A 3,161-nucleotide genomic window follows, 5' to 3' on the forward strand; every position below is an offset into this window, starting at 1 on the left:
TTTTCTAGTTTTTGAATCTTTTTATTACTTTCCAAAGCTAAAATTTGTTGATTTTCTAAAAGTCTATTAAGAGTATTTATTTGTTCTTTATCTCTATTTGATTGTTCTTTATATATATCTAACTGGTTATATAAATGTTTTATTGTTTCATCTTTTACCAGGTTATTACTATTAGTCTTAACTTCTTCTTTCTTTTCATTTTCAAAATCATTATGTTTATTTTGATTTTTTCTTATTCGGTTTACTACTATAATTTCATCTTCACTTGCTAAATAATTTACATTGTCAACCTTTTGGAATTTCACATTCGCTTTTTTAGCATTATTATAAACAGTCATTTTCGTAACATTCAATTCATCAGCAATCTCTTTCATACTCTTCATATAATGTCCTCCATATAGTTATACACATAACACCTATATCATTATATAGTCTTTATACTTGTTAATACAACATTATATATATATTCAAGTAATCTTATATATATAGTTATACGTAAACACTATATATCTACATTTATATAGGCTTATATAGCCTTTATACTTGTTATATAGGTGTTTATATAGTTCTATACAACTTATTCATATAATGTCATTATACGAAATTCTAACATTCTTTGAAAATGCATACATACAAATGTATATAAACAATTTAACAAAACTTTCAAAAGTGTTAATATAAGTATATATAAAAGAAACCCGACTACGGGAATAGTCAGGTTTCTTCGGTAATAAAACAAGTGGTTTGTTTGTTTATATAATTGTTATATTCTTATTATATATATTAAGAATTATTAGTGCAAGCCGAACACATATAAACTTACTTATAGCTTATTTATTACCTCTTTTAAAATTCATATGTGAAAGAGGTTTTTTGTATGTCCAACTTTAATATTAAAGAAATTCAAAAAGAAAAGTTTTACCAATTACCCAAAGTATTTTTTACGAATCCTAAGTATACTAATTTATCCAATGATGCAAAAATCACTTGGTCTATACTAAGAGATCGTTTAGATTTATCTATAAGAAATAATTGGATAGATAAGAATGGAGATATATTTTTTATTTACACCAATGAAAAACTTAAATCTATTTTAAATATCAGTAGTCCCAATAAATTATCTAAAATTAAAAAAGAATTAACACAAGCTGATTTATTTAATCAAATACGAGTAGGGTTGAATAAACCTAATAAATTATATATTAAAAAACCAGAAGTAACAGAAGCTGATGTATATTATATTTCACAACAAGAAAACGATATAGAACAACGAGATAACACGGACGTATCATTATCATACGTCCAGAAATATGATAATGATACATCAAGAAATATTAATAACATACGTCATGAAGTATCAAAAGAATACACAAGTGATACTGATCTTAATGAAACTGAATATATAAAGACTGAGAATAATGATACGAATGATTTGAATGATACATCTGACATAGTTTCTAAAAATTATCATTCGAATCATACAAATCATCAACAAACTGAATTTAATAATAATGCTCTAAAATTCCAAGCGCTTGAAGAATTACCTACACAAATCAAGACTTATTTAAGTAATTTTGAAATTAAAGACATCCGTATTATTAAAAGTGTTTTACTCAAAGGGAAAAAGTCATTTAATAATGCACATGATACATATTATCGTTTAGAGGACGTTGAATTTGAACTTGTGAGTGTTTTAAAACGTTTTAAAGCCATGTTGATACAAAAAAATGAAAATGTTGAAGCGATGCAAGGCTATTTAATGCAATCAATTAAAGCTGAACTTGAAGAAATACATGCATTAAATATGCGTCGCCAAAATATACCTAAATACAATATCTTTAATCAATAATTCAAATAAGCTTCTAACAAGTAAAATAATTTTAAAATATTTGATAATGTCAGGTTCTATTTTGAAATTGTTGACATAACTGGATTATTCAAATTTGATTTTATATGTAAATAATATCTAAAAATTCGCCATTCGTTAGAAATAAACAACAAATGTAACGGTTTAAATTTATAAATGATAGGGAGTTCCAATCAAATTAGCGAAACATGAGAAATGGTTTTGAATTATTACGAGTACTATGTATAAAAGATACGAATACATGTATATTAAGTGACATGAGCCAATCAGTTTATATATCACATAAAATACATGTAAAGTACGTAATAAATGTCATATGTATATACTCTTATTTGTCTCGTATTTGTGTTTTAAAGGGCAAAATTAAATGGATAGAAAAAACTATGTGAGATTAGAATTTGCTCTAAATACCCCTTTAAAATGCAAAATAATGATATTTAAAATTCGGAAAAATAAAAAGATCCTAGAGAAATTTCTAGAATCTTTATTTGGCATAATGACTCATAGATATTTATTTTTGTATTATCAATAAAGGTTTATGCCTCAATAATTTTTCGAAGTATGTTTCATTAATTTTTCAAAATCAGTATCGCTAATATTTGATTGAGTAAGTGTGATTTAGTGGCCGTCTGGATCTTTGATTGTCATTTCTTTAGCGTTCCATGGTTGGTCTTCTAATTGAGTTACTATAAATTTTGATGAGATATGTTGTGATTTATCTTCGATATCTTTGACTAAGATATTGAGATATATTGAATTGCCAACTTCAAAATCTGTTTGAACAATTAAGATTAAATCTTGATGTTTTTCTAGTCTTAAATGATTCATAAGCACTTCATTTTTATCATTTCTAAATTTAAAAACACTTTTAAAGCCAAGTGTTTTTTCATACCATTTTTCTGATTTCTCAATGTCTTTAACTAGGACTTTGTTAAACATAGGCATTTGGTAAAACTCTATCGTTTTCACCTCTTTTTATTAATTGTAATGTATTACGCTGCGTTAATGTCAAGAAAGAGTAAGCTGAGAAACAGGTTTCTTCTCGTCTTGATACATGATATCCATTTTAATTAAACATGTGACGCCTTGAATCCAAATATTTTGCGAAAAAATATGTTCGCTGAATAATCAAATGTAAATAGGATGGATGGTGTTGCCGCGCATACATCACTAGACTTTGAAATTCTGTAAAATCTTGGTTCTCAATAATATCAATAATCTTATTAAATATTTCGGACTGACCTTGATCTAATAAAAATTGATTTAAGTCAAAACCACAACCACTTTCAATATC

Annotated in this window: 2 protein-coding genes and 2 pseudogenes; 1 reads left to right on the forward strand and 3 read right to left on the reverse strand. The window is 25.8% G+C overall.

Going from position 1 to position 3,161, the window contains the following annotated elements:
• The coding region (locus HMPREF2663_RS07000; RefSeq protein ID WP_141762232.1) for a DUF536 domain-containing protein at window positions 1-383 on the reverse strand (383 nt) is incomplete at its 3' end.
• 494 nt (window positions 384-877) lie between these two features.
• Between HMPREF2663_RS07000 and HMPREF2663_RS07005 the strand changes: the two genes are divergently transcribed.
• Window positions 878-1,849: a replication initiator protein A gene (locus HMPREF2663_RS07005; RefSeq protein WP_002485957.1), complete on the forward strand. Its 972-nt coding sequence runs from the start codon at window positions 878-880 to the stop codon at window positions 1,847-1,849.
• Between the two features lie 561 nt (window positions 1,850-2,410).
• Here HMPREF2663_RS07005 and HMPREF2663_RS07010 read toward each other — a convergent pair.
• Both HMPREF2663_RS07010 and HMPREF2663_RS07015 read right to left on the reverse strand, forming a co-directional pair.
• Window positions 2,411-2,827 (reverse strand): annotated as a pseudogene (locus tag HMPREF2663_RS07010) (VOC family protein).
• A gap of 106 nt (window positions 2,828-2,933) precedes the next feature.
• Window positions 2,934-3,161 (reverse strand): annotated as a pseudogene (locus HMPREF2663_RS07015) (Replication protein RepB); the annotation flags it as partial.

Origin of the sequence: Staphylococcus sp. HMSC077D08 (genome assembly GCF_001837945.1) — a bacterium.
GTDB lineage: Bacteria > Bacillota > Bacilli > Staphylococcales > Staphylococcaceae > Staphylococcus > Staphylococcus epidermidis.